6 protein-coding genes are annotated in these 15,036 nt (G+C 64.3%); all 6 read left to right on the top strand.

The features are described 5' to 3' along the window. Window positions 1-12 precede the first annotated feature (12 nt). Window positions 13-1,248, top strand: a complete 1,236-nt coding sequence (gene hutI, locus NKJ26_RS09115) for an imidazolonepropionase (protein ID WP_352694982.1) — start codon at window positions 13-15, stop codon at window positions 1,246-1,248. Then, the gene (hutH, locus tag NKJ26_RS09110; protein WP_352694981.1) at window positions 1,245-2,780 is read left to right on the top strand and encodes a histidine ammonia-lyase; all 1,536 of its coding nucleotides are present in this window, start codon (window positions 1,245-1,247) and stop codon (window positions 2,778-2,780) included. The genes hutI and hutH overlap by 4 nt, the downstream gene beginning before the upstream one ends. A gap of 37 nt (window positions 2,781-2,817) precedes the next feature. Then, entirely contained in the window at window positions 2,818-3,636 is an 819-nt protein-coding gene (gene hutG, locus NKJ26_RS09105; RefSeq protein WP_352694980.1) for an N-formylglutamate deformylase, read from the top strand. 22 nt (window positions 3,637-3,658) lie between these two features. Continuing rightward, complete coding sequence (gene hutU / locus NKJ26_RS09100; protein ID WP_352694979.1) at window positions 3,659-5,332, top strand: urocanate hydratase; 1,674 nt, start codon at window positions 3,659-3,661, stop codon at window positions 5,330-5,332. 12 nt (window positions 5,333-5,344) lie between these two features. Continuing rightward, window positions 5,345-5,932: a HutD/Ves family protein gene (locus NKJ26_RS09095; protein ID WP_352694978.1), complete on the top strand. Its 588-nt coding sequence runs from the start codon at window positions 5,345-5,347 to the stop codon at window positions 5,930-5,932. Window positions 5,933-6,198: 266 nt separating this feature from the next. Further along, complete coding sequence (locus NKJ26_RS09090; protein WP_352694977.1) at window positions 6,199-14,757, top strand: glycoside hydrolase family 94 protein; 8,559 nt, start codon at window positions 6,199-6,201, stop codon at window positions 14,755-14,757. The last annotated feature ends 279 nt before the right edge of the window (window positions 14,758-15,036 follow it).

Raw genomic sequence — 15,036 nt, 5'->3', positions numbered from 1 at the left:
ACGGAAAAGATGATGGCTGAAGAAAGCAAAAGCCGGGCAGGGGGCATTCGTCTGTGGCGCAATGCGCGCCTGGCGACCATGGCCGAGAGTTCCGCCGGCCTTGGCGTTGTCGAACATGGTGCGGTCGCCGCACGCGACGGCCGCATTGTTTATGCCGGCCCTGAATCGGGGCTGCCCGCGGCGCTTGCCCAGGACGCCGAAACGATCGATTGCGAAGGTCGCTGGGTCACGCCCGGCCTGATCGACTGCCACACCCATCTGATCCATGCAGGCAACCGCGCCAACGAATTCGAGATGCGGCTGGCCGGCGCCACTTATGAAGAGGTTGCCCGTGCAGGCGGCGGTATCGTTTCCTCGGTCAAGTCGCTACGTGCCGCGAGCCAGAGCGACCTGGTCGCGCAGTCGCTGCCGCGTCTCGATGCGCTGATCGCCGAAGGCGCAACCACCGTGGAGGTTAAATCGGGCTATGGGCTCGACCTCGAAAACGAGAAGAAATCGCTGCGTGCCGCCCGCCAACTGGGTGAACAGCGGCCTGTGACGATCCGGACGACCTTCCTAGGCGCTCATGCATTGCCGCCGGAAGCCAAGGGCGACAAGGACGCCTTTATCGATCTGGTCGCCAAGGAAATTCTCCCCGCCATCGCTGCCGAGGGGCTGGCCGATGCGGTCGACGGCTTTTGCGAGGGCATCGCTTTTTCCCCCGGGCAGATGGCGCGCGTCTTCGATGCCGCCAAGGCGGCTGGCCTGCCAGTCAAGCTCCATGCCGACCAACTGTCCAACCTGCATGGGGCCGAACTCGCCGCCCGCTACGGAGCGCTGTCGGCCGATCATCTCGAATACACCGATGAGGCAGGCGCCGTGGCGATGGCGGAGGCAGGGACCGTGGCGACCATCCTGCCCGGCGCCTATTATTTCATTCGCGAAACCAAGAAGCCGCCGATCGGCCTGTTTCGCCAGCATGGCGTCAAGATGGCTGTCGCCACCGACAACAATCCAGGCACCTCGCCGCTGACCTCGCTGCTTCTGACCATGAACATGGCGGCGACCTTGTTCGGGCTGACGGTCGATGAGTGCCTTGCCGGCGTCACCCGCGAGGCCGCCCGTGCGCTTGGCCTCCTGGGACAAACCGGCACGCTGGAAGCCGGAAAATCCGCCGATCTGGCGATCTGGGACATCGAGAGCCCGGCCGAACTCGTCTATCGCATGGGCTTCAACCCGCTGCATGCCCGCATTTGGAGAGGACAATGACCGAACTGATCCTGAAGCCCGGCAATGCGACGCTGGCCGACTGGCGTGCCATCTATCGCGGTGCCGCGCCGAAACTGGACGACACCTGCCGGCCAAAGATCAAGGCCAGCGCCGAGGCTGTCGCAAGGATCGTCGCCAAGGGCCAGCCGGTCTACGGCATCAACACCGGCTTCGGCAAACTCGCCAGTGTCCGCATTCCGGCGGAGGATCTCGAGGCCTTGCAGCGCAACATCGTGCTGTCGCACGCCGCCGGTGTCGGCGAGCCGATGCCGGTCGCCATTTGCAGGCTGATGATGGCGCTGAAGCTGGCCAGCCTGGCGCAGGGCGCCTCTGGCGTGCGGCCGCAGACCATCGAGTTGCTCGAGGCGATGCTGGCCAACGATGTCATCCCGGTAGTGCCGGCGCAAGGTTCCGTCGGCGCCTCCGGCGACCTTGCCCCGCTGTCGCATATGACGGCTGTCATGATCGGTGTCGGCGAATGCTTTACTCCGCATGGCCGTTTCCCGGCCAAGGTCGCCTTCGTCTCGCACGACCTGGAACCGGTGACATTGGGCGCCAAGGAAGGCCTGGCGCTGCTCAACGGCACGCAGTTTTCCACCGCCTATGCGCTGGCCGCCCTGTTCGAGGCCGAAGTGCTCTACCAGTCGGCGCTGGTCGCCGGCGCCTTGTCGACCGACGCGGCGAGGGGCTCCGACGCCCCGTTCGATCCGCGCATTCATCTCTTGAGAAAGCATCGCGGCCAGATCGAGACGGCGGACGCACTGCGCAATCTGATGGCCGGCAGTGCTATCAGGGAATCGCACCGTGTCGGCGACGAGCGCGTGCAGGATCCCTATTGCCTGCGCTGCCAGCCGCAAGTGATGGGCGCCGCCCTCGACGTGCTGCGCAAGGCGGCCGATACGCTCGGCACCGAGGCCAACGGCGTCACCGACAATCCGCTGATCTTCGCCGAGGACGACACGGCGCTTTCCGGCGGCAATTTCCACGCCGAGCCGGTGGCCTTCGCCGCGGACATGATCGCGCTTGCCGTCTGCGAGATCGGCTCGCTGTCGGAGCGGCGCATCGCCATGCTGGTCGATCCCGCGCTGTCCGGCATGCCAGCCTTCCTGACGCCGAAACCCGGCCTGAACTCCGGCTTCATGATCCCGCAGGTTACGGCGGCAGCCCTTGTCTCCGAGAACAAGCAGAAGGCCTATCCGGCCAGCGTCGATTCGATCCCGACCTCCGCCAACCAGGAAGACCACGTCTCGATGGCTGCGCATGGCGCGCGCCGGCTTATCGGCATGGTGGAGAATGCAACCGCCATCATCGGCATCGAATTGCTGGCCGCCGCGCAAGGCTGCGATTTCCATGCGCCTCTGGCATCGAGCGACGCTCTGGAAGCAGTGCGCGGGCTGGTCCGCGCCGAGGTGCCGCATCTCGACAATGACCGGCATTTCCATCCCGACATGGAGAAAGCCATCGCCATGGTGCGCAGTGGTGCGGCGGTGAAGGCAGCGAGCGCGGTGGCGCTGCCGGGAATTGCCTCATGAGGCCGAATACTAGAACGCCAGCGCTGGGGGATTTCTCATGACCGCGCCTTCCTGGCTCACCGTCACCCAAGGCACCGCACCGTTGCTGGTTTCCATCCCGCACACCGGCATCGATCTTGCCGGTCTCGAGAGCCGGCTAGTATCGCCCTGGCTTGGCAGTCGCGACTGCGACTGGTGGATCGACAAGCTCTATGATTTCGCCGCCGGCCTTGGCGCAACCGTCGTGCACACCGCCATTTCGCGCACCGTCATCGACGTCAATCGCGATCCGTCCGGCGCCTCGCTCTACCCTGGTCAAGCGACGACCGGCCTGTGCCCGACAGAAACCTTCGACGGCGATCCGCTCTACCGCGAAGGCGAAGAGCCGGGACCGTCGGAGATCGACGAACGTCGCGAAAAATACTTCGTGCCTTATCATGCCGCATTGCAGGCCGAGATCGACCGCTTGCGTGCCCTGCACGGCAAGATCGTCCTCTACGACTGCCACTCGATCCGCTCGGTCCTGCCGCGACTGTTCGAGGGTACGCTGCCGGTTTTCAATCTTGGCACCAACGACGGCAAGAGTGCCGATCCGGCCTTGCAGGCCATGATCGGCCAGATCATGGCCGAAACCGGCGAGACCTCTGTCGTGAACGGCCGCTTCAAGGGTGGTTGGATCACGCGCCATTTCGGCCAGCCGCAACAGGGTGTGCATGCGCTGCAAATGGAGCTCTCCAACCGCGGCTATATGCGCGAGCCCGAAGAGAGGGGCGCGCCAGACAATTGGCCGGTTCCCTATGACGCCGCCTTTGCCGCGCCCATCCGCGTCACGCTGAAGCAGATACTCGAAACCGCCATCGACTGGGCCGGGCGCTGACGCGCGGCCTTCGAAAGGGACAATGATGAACAATCCCCGCCACAACATCCGCGAAGTCCGCAGCCCGCGCGGCACGGAAATCAGTGCCCGCTCCTGGCTGACGGAAGCGCCGCTGCGCATGCTGATGAACAATCTCGACCCCGACGTCGCCGAAAACCCCAACGAGCTGGTCGTTTATGGCGGCATCGGCCGGGCGACGCGCACCTGGAACGATTTCGATCGCATCGTCGCCTCCTTGAGAACGCTGGCGGATGACGAGACGTTGCTGGTGCAATCCGGCAAGCCGGTCGGCGTGTTCCGCACCCATCCGGACGCGCCACGCGTGCTGATCGCCAACTCCAACCTCGTGCCGCACTGGGCGACCTGGGAGAAGTTCAACGAGCTCGATAGAAAGGGCCTGATGATGTACGGCCAGATGACGGCCGGCTCATGGATCTATATCGGCACGCAAGGGATCGTGCAGGGCACTTACGAGACCTTCGTCGAGGCCGGCCGCCAGCACTATGGCGGCAACCTTCGGGGCAAATGGATACTGACCGGTGGGCTCGGCGGCATGGGCGGCGCCCAGCCGCTGGCCGCCGTTATGGCCGGCGCCTGCTGCCTGGCCATCGAATGCGATCCCGACCGCATCGATTTCCGTTTACGCACCCGCTATGTCGACGAGCGTGCCGACACGCTGGACGATGCGCTGGAAAAGATCGAACGCTGGACCAAGGCCGGCGAAGCGAAGTCCGTCGGCCTGGTCGGCAACACCGCCGACATCGTGCCGGAACTGGTGCGGCGCGGCGTGCGCCCCGACATGGTCACCGACCAGACCTCGGCGCATGATCCGCTGAACGGCTATCTGCCCAAGGGCTGGACCCTGGCTGAGTGGCGGGAGAAACGGACGTCCGACCCCAAGGCGGTCGAGAAGGCCGCACGCGCCTCGATGCGCGAGCATGTCGAAGCGATGGTGGCGTTCTGGAACGCCGGCGTGCCGACGCTGGATTACGGCAACAATATTCGCCAGGTTGCCAAGGAAGAAGGCTTCGACAATGCGTTTGCCTTCCCAGGTTTCGTGCCGGCCTATATCCGCCCGCTGTTCTGCCGCGGCATCGGTCCGTTCCGCTGGGCGGCTCTTTCCGGCGACCCTGAGGATATCTACAAGACCGACGCCAAGGTGCGCGAACTGACACCCGGCAACACCCATCTGCACAACTGGCTCGACATGGCGCGCGAGCGCATCGCCTTTCAAGGATTGCCGGCGCGCATCTGCTGGGTCGGTCTCGGCGATCGGCATCGGCTCGGCCTCGCCTTCAACGAAATGGTGGCCAAGGGTGAGCTCAAGGCGCCGGTCGTCATCGGCCGCGATCATCTCGATTCCGGCTCGGTCGCTTCGCCGAACCGCGAGACCGAAGCGATGAAGGACGGTTCGGACGCCGTGTCCGACTGGCCGCTGCTCAATGCGCTGCTCAACACCGCGTCCGGCGCCACCTGGGTGTCGCTGCACCATGGCGGCGGCGTCGGCATGGGCTTCTCGCAGCATGCCGGCATGGTCATCGTCGCCGACGGCACGCCTGCCGCCGCCAAACGCCTGGAGCGGGTGTTGTGGAACGATCCGGCGACCGGCGTCATGCGGCACGCCGATGCCGGCTACGACATCGCCATCGACTGCGCCAAGGAGCATCAGCTCAACCTGCCCGGCATTCTCGGGTGATGGGCTGATCTCATGCGCGTGACGCGGGCAGCCGAATACAAATCGATGCCGTGGAAGAACGGCGGCGGGGTGACGACGGAGATCGCGATCTCGCCCGCCCACGCCGGGCTCGATGATTTCGACTGGCGCGTCTCGATGGCGTGTATCGAAGGCAGCGGCCCATTCTCGCAATTCGCCGGGATCGACCGCACCCTTGCCGTGCTCGAAGGCGAGGGCATCGTGCTCGATATTGCCGGCCACCCGCCGGCTTCGGTCACCAGGGCGACGGCGCCGCTGTCCTTCCCGGCCGACGTGCGGACCGCGGCCACGCTGATTGGCGGACCGATCACTGACCTCAACGTCATGACCCGCCGCAGCCGTATGATGCATTCCGTCGAACGGCTGGTGATTTCGGCGCCGGTGGAAATACGGACCGAGGCGAGGGCAACCCTCATCCTGTGCCTGAGCGGGGAGGTCGTCATCGCCGGCGCCGATCCGGTTCGCCTCGGACCGCTCGACACGCTGCAGGCCGGTCCGGGCACCGCTGGCGTACATGTCCAGCCCACCCGCGACACGACGCTCTTCGTGATCCGTATCGACGGCATCTCCGGCAACGATTAACGCCTGTTTCCAAACATGATCGCGATGCCGGCGAAATATAGCGTAAGCTCCCGCCGGCATCACGAAAAAGCCCGAATTCTCTTCGCCGATCAGAGCTGACGGGAGCGAGGGGCGCTCGTCTTTGAGTTTTGTCGAGAGATGACGCCCTGTCATGGTGCGGGGACAACTTTCGGCAAGTGGGAACATGCAACCAATTGCATTTGAATCGGTTTTAGGGCCATTGCCGTGGCGGTGACGCCGCTGAGTGCCCGCTTACGGAATTTTCAATGAATATTCAGACGAACCCAGCACAGATTGAGAAGACAAGCGCGAGCTTCCCGGCCGTTACGGAAGAGCCGATCAGATCCACGTTCCTGCCCGAGGAGCGCCTTCGGCAGCTCGGCGAAAGCCTGGCCAACGGCGATCTCACGGATGTGTTCGGCCTGACGCCGTTCGATTTCCAGGCACGCATCCGCGACAGCGCCAAGAAGATCCTCGAAGTCTACCGTTCGACCAACGCGGCGCAGGCCAGGGGAGAAACGATCACTCCCGCGGCGCAATGGTTGCTGGATAACAACTACCTGGTCGAGGAGACGATTTTCCAGGTCAAGCGCGATCTGCCGCGCCGCTTTTATCGCCAGCTGCCGACGCTGAAATTGCCCAATGGCGGCAGCGTGCCTCGCGCACTGGCCCTGGCCTGGACCTATGTGGCGCATTCCGACAGTTCCGTCTCGGCGACGATGTTCAAGGCGATCGTCCAAGGCTTTCAGTCGGTCGAGCCTCTGAAGATCGGCGAACTGTGGGCGTTGCCGTCGCTCCTGCGCTTCGTGCTGATCGAAAATCTTCGCCGGCTGGCGGTCAGGGTCAACCGCACTCGCCAGATGCGCCAGATCGCCAACGATGCGGCCGACAGGGTCCTGGCAACCGACGACAGCGCCGACCGGCAGGCGATCCTGGCCAATTTCAGCACGCACGCGCAGGACACCACCTTTGCCACCCAACTGCTCTATCGTCTGCGCGACGGCTCGCAGAATGCCGGCAAAGCCCTTGAGTGGCTGGAAGGCGAGCTTGAGAAAACTGGCTCCGATGCAGAGGAGATCATCATCTCCGAGCATCACACGCTGTCCAGCGGCAATGTGACGACCGGCAACATCGTTCGCGGCCTGCGTCTCATCAACGATGTCGACTGGACGGTATGGTTCGAAGGCGTCAGCCGCATCGATACCGTGCTGCGCGAGCGCACGGACTTCGCGGCGCTCGACTTTTTCTCGCGGGATCAGTACCGGACCGCGATCGAGGAACTGGCGCGCCGCTCGAACCTGTCGGAGTATCGCGTCGCCGAAAAGGCGATCGAACTGGCCGGCGAGGCCGCTAGTGAAAATGCGGCGGTTGGCGATGACGCCGATACCGTTGCGGCTCCGTCCGCGCATACCGACGTCGGTTTCTTCCTCGTCGGCCCACGCCGGCTGGAGCTTGAAAAGGCTATCGGCTACCGGCCGACGATCAGCCAGACCGTCAAGCGCACCTTCGCCAGGACCGGGTGGCTGGGCATCGTCCTGCCGGTCTTCGCGCTGACCGCGTTGCTGCTCGTCGTTTCCGGCAATGCTCTTGCCAATCTCGGCCTGTCGGTCCCGTCGATCGTGCTGATGCTGGTGCTGTTTGCCGTGCCGGCGAGCGAAGGCGCGCTTGCTTTTTTCAACACCGTGGCTTCGCTGTTCCTCAAGCCGACACGCCTGATCGGCTTTGACTACAGGCACGGCGTGCCGCCCGAGGCACGCACCCTGGTGGTTGTGCCGTCACTGATCGGCTCGCGTGACGATGTCGAGGAAAACATCCGCAACATCGAAGTGCATCACCTCGCCAATCTGGCGGACGAGATCCATTTCGCCCTGCTGTCGGACTGGCCCGACAGCAAGACCGAGATCGACTCGGCCGACGCCGAGATCCTCGAATTCGCTCGCGCCGAGATCGCCCGCCTCAACGCCCGCTATCCTTCGGAAGGCGCGCCGCGCTTCTACATCCTGCACCGCCGGCGGCTCTTCAATGCCGCGCAGGGATGCTGGATGGGTTGGGAGCGCAAGCGCGGCAAGTTGCACGAACTCGACCTTCTGTTGCGTGGCGACAGCGACACCACGTTCCTGCCGCTCGAAGTGCCGCTGCCGGAAAAAGTCGTTCACGTGATGACGCTCGACGCCGATACCCGCACCACCCGTGACGCGGTGGCAACCCTCGTCGGCAAGCTCTGCCATCCGCTCAACCGCCCGCATTTCGATGCGACCAAGCGCATCGTCACCGCCGGCTATACGATCCTGCAGCCGCGCATCACCGCCTCGCTCACCAGCGGCGACGAGGCATCGTTCTTCCAGCGCGTGTTTTCGGCCAATCGCGGCCTGGACCCTTACGTGTTCGCCGTCTCGGACCTCTATCAAGATGTCTTCGGCGACGGTTCCTTCACCGGCAAGGGCCTCTATCACGTCGATGCCTTCGAGGCCGCCCTGCAAGGCCGCATCGAGGAAAACACCATCCTCAGCCACGACTTGCTCGAAGGCGCGCTGGCGCGTTCCGCGCTGGTCACCGACGTCGAACTGGTCGAGGACTACCCGACCCGCTATTCGGTCGACGCTTCGCGCCATCATCGCTGGGCGCGTGGCGACTGGCAGCTCCTCGGCTTCATCCTCGATCCGCGCTCGGGCGTTCCGGCCCTGTCGCGCTGGAAAATGGTCGACAACCTGCGCCGCTCGCTGACGCCGATCTTCTGGGTCATGGCGGCGATCGCGGGCTGGACCCTGCTGCCCTTCACGCAGGCCGCGCAATGGCAGGCTTTGCTGATCCTCAGCCTGTTCATGGCGCCGACCTTCGACGTCGTCAACGCCATCCTGCCCAAGAGCGGCGACCAGACGCCGCGCGGCCATTTCTCGGCCCTGGCGCGCGATGTCGCCTTCGGTACCGCCATGGTGGCGCTGAAAATCGTGCTGATGGCGCATAATGCCTGGATGATGGGCGACGCCATCGTGCGCACGCTCTACCGGCTGTTCGTCAGCCGCCAGAACCTCCTGGAATGGCGCACCGCCTCGCAGGCGCACAAGGCTGGCGACAACGATGTCGGTTCCTATTACGGCATGATGCATGGCGCCGTGATCATCGGCTTCGTCGGTCTCGCCATTCCGGTGCTGGCCGATTCCACCGGCGCCTTCGTCGCCTTCTTCTTCGCCCTGTTCTGGATCGGCTCGCCGGCGATCGCCAGCTGGATCAGCCGCTCGGCTGAAACCGAGGATCGCCTGCGCATATCGCAGGCCGACATCCATGTGCTGCGAACGGTGGCGCGGCGCACCTGGCACTATTTCGAGACTTTCGTGACGGCAGAGCATCACAATCTGCCGCCGGACAATTTCCAGGAAAGCCCCGCGCCCGTCGTCGCGCCGCGCACTTCGCCGACCAACATCGGCGTCTATCTGCTGTCGGTCATCTCGGCGCGCGATTTCGGCTGGATCAGCCTGTCGGACGCCATCACCCGCATCGACGCCACGATGACGACCATAGAGAGCATGCCGCGCAGTCGCGGCCATCTGTTCAACTGGTACGACACCACGACGCTGAAGCCGCTCTATCCGCTCTACATTTCGGCTGTCGATAGCGGCAATCTCGCCGGTCATCTGGTGGCGGTGGCGGCGGCTTGCGCCGAGTGGGCGGAGGCGCCTTCCGTCCACCTCCAGGGCGATTTCGAGGGCATTCTGGACACGGTGACCATTCTTGCCGAAAGCCTCGACGACCTCCCCGACGATCGCCGCCAGTTGCGCCCCCTGCGCCAGCGTCTGGCCGATCGTCTCGACGGCATGCGGCGCGCGGTCGAAACGGTCAAGGCACAGCCGGAAATGGCTTCGATCCGCACGATCAACCTTGCCGTGCTGGCGGGCGAGATCCGCAAGCTGGCCACCGCCATCGACACCGAGGCGGCATCGCCACAGAGCGACGTCATCGTCGACTGGGCGGCCAGGCTTGAGGCCACCTGCGAAGCACATGTCCAAGACGCCCACAGCGACGACAATGCGGTCGAAGCGCTGCGCGCCAAGCTTTTGACCCTGCGCGAGCGCACGCGCCGCTTTGCCTTCGAGATGGAGTTCTCGTTTTTGATGCGGCCGGAGCGCAAGCTGCTGTCGATCGGCTATCGGGTCGAGGAACACCAGCTCGACGAAAGCTGCTACGATCTTCTCGCTTCGGAGGCCCGGCTCACCAGCCTGTTCGCCATCGCCAAGGGCGACCTGCCGACCGAGCACTGGTTCAGGCTTGGCCGCCCGATCGTCGAGATCGGCTTCCAGGGCGCGCTGATGTCCTGGTCCGGCTCGATGTTCGAATACCTGATGCCGCCGCTGGTGATGAAGGAACCGCAAGGCAGCATTCTCAACCAGACCAGCAAGCTGATCATCAAGCGCCAGATCCAGTACGGCCGGCAGAAGAACGTGCCGTGGGGCATTTCGGAAGCGGCCTACAATGCCCGTGATCGCGAACTGACCTACCAGTACACCAATTTCGGCGTGCCGGGCCTCGGGCTGAAGCGCGGTCTCGGCCAGAACACGGTGATTGCGCCTTACGCTACCGTGCTGGCGGCGCAGTTCAATCCGCGCGAGGCGGTACAGAACCTCGCCAGGCTACGCGAAATCGGCGCGCTTGGCCGCCACGGCTACTACGATGCGGTCGACTTCACGCCGCAACGCGTGCCGGAAGGCACCAACCATGCCGTGGTTCACAATTACATGGCCCACCACTCGGGCATGTCGATCGCGGCGGTCGCCGACGCCATTTTCGAAGGCCGCCTTCGTGATCGTTTCCACAGCGATCCGGTGATCGAATCGGCCGAGTTGCTACTGCAGGAGAGGGCGCCGCGCGATATCCCGACCGCGACCGTCAGGACCGAAGCGGACGAGCGGGCAAAGGACGAGACCGAGCTCGATAGTCCCGACACCCGCATCGTGCTCGATCCATTGCGGGCGCTGCGTTCCACCTGTGTGATGTCGAACGGCCGCTATTCGGTGATGGTGACCGCGACCGGCTCGGGCTACAGCCGCTGGGGCGATCTCTCGGTCACCCGCTGGCAACCGGATCCGACCGAGGATCGGCTTGGATCCTACATCTTCCTGCGTGATGCCACCTCTGGCGACTGGTGGTCCGCGACGTCGGAGCCGAAGCAGGCGCCGGAGGAAAAGGCGCAGACCCTGTTCTCCGACGACAAGGCAAGCTTCGTGAAATCGGTCGGCACATTGCGATCCGAGGTCGAATGCATCGTCATTTCGGAAGGCAATGGCGAAGGCAGGCGCGTGACCCTGTTCAACGAAGGCCCGGCCGATCGCTACATCGAGGTGACGTCCTTCACGGAACTGGTGCTGGGACTGGAGGCCTCCGACAATGCGCATCCGGCCTTCTCGAAGATGTTCGTGGAAACCGAAATCGCCGCCAATAACGGGGCGATCTTCGCCACGCGCCGCAAGCGCGAGACCAGCGAGCCCGATATCACGATGGTGCATTTCGTCACCGACCCGTCGGGGCCGGCACGCGATGCCGAAGCCGAGACGGACAGGCGTGCCTTTATCGGCCGTGGCCGCACCATCGTCGACGCCGCCGCCTTCGACCCCGGTGCCAGGCTTGGCGGTCATTCCGGTTTCACGCTCGATCCGGTCGCCTCGTTGCGCCGCCAGGTACGCGTGCCCGCCAACAAGAAGATATCGCTGACCTTCTGGACCGTCGTCGGCGCCAACCGGGCGGAGCTGGTGGAGGCCATGAACCGGCTCGACCATCAGGAGAGCTTTGCCCGCCAGGCCATGCTTGCCTGGACGCGCTCGCAGGTGCAGACCCGCCATTTGGGTCTCAGCCTGGCCGACGCCGCCAATGTGCAGAAGCTGGCGCGCTATCTGATCTATCCGGATCCGTTCCTGCGGCTCCCGGCCGAATCCATCGTCTCGGGGCTGGGCAAGCAATCGAGCCTGTGGCCGACCAGTATTTCAGGCGACTATCCGATCTTTCTGGTCAGGATCGGCGATGTCGCCGACCTGGAAATCGTTGCCCAGGCGCTACGTTTCCAGGAATACATGCGCACCCGCGGCATGATGATCGACTTCGTCGTCGTCAACGAGCAGGCGTCCTCCTATGTCCAGGATCTGCAGCGGGCGGTCGAATCGGTGTGCGAAAACAGCCGCTTGCGCGGCAAGGAACTCGGTCCGCGCCAGCACATTTTCGCGGTGCGCCGCGATCTGATGGAAGAGACCACCTACAAGACGCTGCTGGCCGTCGCTCGTATCGTCCTGCATACGCGCAACGGCACCATCTTCGATCAGATCGAAAGGGCCGAGGCGGCTGCCCTGCAGGCGCGCGACGCTTCGCAACCGGCAGGATTGCCAGTCCTGCGGGAACCATGGTCGGCCTCGCAGCAGGATAGTCGCGCCGACGGGACCGGGCTCGGCCAATGGAACGGCTTTGGCGGCTTCGAAGGCGATGGACGCCACTATGTGGTGCGCCTGGCTGGTCGCCGCACCACGCCGCAACCCTGGATCAACGTCGTCTCCAACGCCTCGTTCGGCTTCCACACCTCGGCCGAAGGCGCTGCCTTCACCTGGAGCCGCAACAGCCGCGACTACCAGCTGACGCCATGGTCGAACGATCCGGTCACGAACCGGCCGGGCGAGGGCATCTACATCTACGATCAGGCTAGCGGCAAGGCGTTCTCGCCGATCGCCGCCATGGTGCGCGATCCCTCGATGACCTACGAGGCCTGGCACGGCCAGGGTTTCTCCACCTTCCGCTCCAGGCGCGGGCCGTTGTCGATGGACCTGACCCATGTCGTCGATCCGGTCGACCCGGTGAAGATCTCACGGCTGCGCATTCAGAATTCCGGCTCGGTGCCGGCGCGGTTGCGCGTCTATGCCTATGCCGAATGGGTGCTGGGCGGGCATCGCTCGCGTACGGCGGCAACCATAATCCCGTCCCGCGATGTCGCCACCGGCGCGTTGCTGGCGCAAAATCCCTATGGGCTCGACTTCAGCGAGCGGGTGGCCTTCCTCGCCGCCGATGCCGGCGTTCATTCAGTGACAGCAGACCGTGCGGAGTTTCTCGGCCGGCATGGTTCCAGCGAGCTTCCGCAGGCGGTGCTGAGCGGCGCGGCGCTGTCGGGCCGTGTCGAGGCCGGAGACGATCCCTGCGCGGCGATCGCCCGCGATGTCGAGATTCCGGCCGGTGGCGACGTCACGCTGCTATGGCTGCTCGGTGACGCCGACTCTGCCCCAGAGGCCATCGGTCTCGTGCAGAAGCATCGCGCCAAGGACTTCGACCAGCGTCTGGCCGACAACGAGCGGGAGTGGCGCGGTTTTCTCGACACCATTCAGGTCGAGACGCCGGACAAGGCGCTCGATGCCATGGTCAATCACTGGCTGCCCTATCAAAGCCTTGCCTGCCGCATCCGCGCCCGCTCGGCCTTCTATCAGGCAAGTGGTGCCTTCGGCTTCCGCGACCAGCTGCAGGATACGCTGGCGTTGCTGTCGCACGATCCGACACTGGCGCGTGACCAGATACTCAATGCGGCACGCCGGCAGTTTCCCGAAGGCGACGTGCAGCATTGGTGGCTGCCCCGCACCGGCGCGGGCGTGCGCACCATGATCTCGGACGACGTGGTCTGGCTGGCCCATGCCACGGCTCGCTACCTGCTGGTGACTGGTGACGCCACGATCCTCAAGGAGCAACTGCCCTTCATCGACGGCCAGTCGCTGGGCGAGGGCGAGCACGATGCATTCTTCACCCCGGAAGTCCTGAAGAAGACCGTGTCGCTTTATGACCATTGCGCGCGCGCGCTCGACCTTGCCATCAAGCGCAGCAGTCCCGCCGGGCTACCGCTAATCCTCGGCGGCGACTGGAACGACGGCATGAACCGCGTCGGCGAGCACGGCAAGGGCGAGAGTGTCTGGCTTGGCTGGTTCCTGCTGAAGACCCTGGGCGACTTCGCCGCTGTCGCCAAGACCGAAGGCGACACCAAGCGCGCGCAGGCCTGGGCAAAGCATGCCGATGTGCTGAAGCGGGCGCTCGAAAGCACCGCATGGGACGGCGAATGGTATCGGCGCGGCAGTTTCGATGACGGCACGCCGCTGGGGTCGCGCGCGTCGCAGGAATGCAAGATCGACTCCATCGCCCAGTCCTGGAGCGTGCTTTCGGGCGAAGGCGACCCGGCGCGTTCGACTACGGCGATGCAGCAGGCGACCAAGCTGCTGGTCGACGACAAGCTCAAGATCGTCAAGCTGTTCACCCCGCCTTTTTCGAAGACGGACAAGGATCCCGGCTATATCAAGAGCTATCCGCCCGGCGTGCGCGAGAATGGCGGCCAGTATACCCATGCCGCCACATGGTTCGTCATCGCCCTCGCCGAAATGGGGCTGACCGATGAAGCCTATCGCTGCTTCTCGATGTTGAACCCGGTCACCCACGCGTTCGACGAGGCTTCGGCCGAGCACTATCGCGTCGAGCCCTATGTCGTGGCAGCCGACATCTATGCCGGCGACGACAAGGGCGGGCGTGGCGGCTGGACCTGGTACACCGGCTCGGCCGGCTGGCTCTACCGTGCGGCGGTGGAGGGCATACTGGGTATCGAACGGCGCGGGAAGCAGATCACGTTCCGGCCCAGACTCCCCAGCCATTGGGATGGCTACGAGGCTTCGCTCAAGATGCTGGGCGCCGAGATCAAGGTCCGTGTCGTCCGCGATAAAAAAGCCAAGACAATCTCGCTTGAAGTCAATGGTTCGAAAACAAAAGCCGCGGCCTTCGAACCCAAAGCTGGTGACCAGACTGAGGTTGTCGTCAAGATACCCGCGTGAAATCAGAACGTTAGATCAATCGATCGCGCGCCCTTGAGGGCGTGCGTTGCAATATACCGTTTACTTGCGCGCGCCCTGGGGCGGCTCCGCTGCGTTTCCTCGGCGCAGGCGGTATAAGTCCGCCGTGATTAAAAATGTGGCAGCGCTCGGCTGCTGCCACTATTTCGCCGCAAGGCTGACATTTCACCTTTTATCTCAAACTGTTAGGCGATCACGTCAGATTTCGCATCGTCGTCATCTTTTGTTCGCTAAATGGGAACGGAAGCGATAGAGGGGCAT

It is taken from the genome of Mesorhizobium sp. M0152 (genome assembly GCF_040322415.1).
GTDB lineage: Bacteria > Pseudomonadota > Alphaproteobacteria > Rhizobiales > Rhizobiaceae > Mesorhizobium.
The sequence above is the reverse complement of the archived record's forward strand: the minus strand, read 5'-3'. Positions and strand labels throughout refer to the sequence as shown.

Coding starts and splice junctions, on each gene's coding strand:
- hutI (WP_352694982.1), top strand. CDS start 13: ATGGCTGAAGAAAGCAAAAGCCGGGCAGGGGGCATTCGTCTGTGGCGC.
- hutH (WP_352694981.1), top strand. CDS start 1,245: ATGACCGAACTGATCCTGAAGCCCGGCAATGCGACGCTGGCCGACTGG.
- hutG (WP_352694980.1), top strand. CDS start 2,818: ATGACCGCGCCTTCCTGGCTCACCGTCACCCAAGGCACCGCACCGTTG.
- hutU (WP_352694979.1), top strand. CDS start 3,659: ATGATGAACAATCCCCGCCACAACATCCGCGAAGTCCGCAGCCCGCGC.
- NKJ26_RS09095 (WP_352694978.1), top strand. CDS start 5,345: ATGCGCGTGACGCGGGCAGCCGAATACAAATCGATGCCGTGGAAGAAC.
- NKJ26_RS09090 (WP_352694977.1), top strand. CDS start 6,199: ATGAATATTCAGACGAACCCAGCACAGATTGAGAAGACAAGCGCGAGC.